The organism is Hymenobacter terrestris (assembly GCF_013377905.1).
In the GTDB taxonomy this organism is placed as follows: Bacteria; Bacteroidota; Bacteroidia; order Cytophagales; family Hymenobacteraceae; genus Hymenobacter; species Hymenobacter terrestris.
Genome location: NZ_JABKAV010000152.1, coordinates 1 through 1,015 on the forward strand (window position 1 = coordinate 1; position 1,015 = coordinate 1,015).

At 61.9% G+C, this 1,015-nt stretch carries 2 protein-coding genes; both read left to right on the plus strand.

Going from position 1 to position 1,015, the window contains the following annotated elements; all coding sequences use genetic code 11:
• Positions 1 to 60: 60 nt before the first annotated feature.
• Positions 61 to 564, plus strand: coding sequence for a transposase family protein (locus HW556_RS18370; protein ID WP_176901565.1), 504 nt, complete (start codon positions 61 to 63; stop codon positions 562 to 564).
• 5 nt (positions 565 to 569) lie between these two features.
• A complete protein-coding gene (locus tag HW556_RS18375) occupies positions 570 to 1,010 on the plus strand; it encodes a transposase family protein (RefSeq protein ID WP_246289725.1) in 441 nt (146 codons plus the stop codon).
• The last annotated feature ends 5 nt before the right edge of the window (positions 1,011 to 1,015 follow it).

The following is a 1,015-nucleotide window of genomic DNA, read 5'->3' on the forward strand; positions in this document are numbered from 1 at the left end:
TAGACCTGATTCGGAAAAGGTGGCTAAGTTAATCCGCGAGGAGCAGCCGTAAATTTGCGCATGGATTATGTAGCCTTGCGCGAGAAGCCACGTCAGTTTCTGGCCCTGACCAGCCTGCACGTGGCCGAGTTTGACGACTTGCTCACCGACTTCACCCCGGCTTGGGAGCGCTACCACCGCTGGCACACGCTGGCGGGCAAGCGACGGCAGTTCGTCGCCCATCGTGAGCGGCCCAACGCGGTGCTAACGGGCAGTGAGGTGAAGTTGTTTTTTCTGCTCACCTACTTGAAAAACAATAGCTTGCAGCAACACCAAGCGGCCAGTTTCGGCATCTCGCAAGCCCGTGTGAGTCAGTTGGCCACGGCCCTGCTCGGGGTGCTCAACCAGGTGTTGGCCGCTCGTGGGCTGCTGCCCGTGCGCGACGGGGCCGAGTTGGCTCAGCGCCTGGCCCACCACCCCGAGCCGGTGTTCGCCTACGACGGGGTGGAGCGGGGTGTACCGCGCAACCCGGACTACGAAGCACAAGGGGAGGAATACAGCGCTAAAAAAAAGCCCACCGCGTGAAAAACATGACCCTGTGCGACGTGACGCAATACGTGTACTACCTCTCGCCCACCGAGGGCGGGCGGCAACATGACAAAAAGCTGGCCGACGAGTACGCGCTGCACCTGCCGGCCGGCAGCGTGTTGCGCCAGGATTTGGGCTTGCTGGGCCACGCCCCAGCCGGCGTGGTGGTAGAAATGCCCCACAAGAAGCCACCGAAGCGGGAGTTGACGTTCTCCCAAAAGCTCTACAATCAGTTGCTGAGTCCGTTACGCGTAGTGATTGAGCATGCCCACAGCGGCATCAAGCGCCTGCGCATCGTGGCCGACACACTGCGTCTGCGCGGCGAGTGGCGGCGCGACACGGTCATGGCCGTTGCCTGCGGGCTGCACAACCTGCGCGTGGGTAGTCCGCACCGCGCCTATCTCGCGCAAGCGCCCGCAAAATTCCCAAATCTATCCGAATAAGGTCT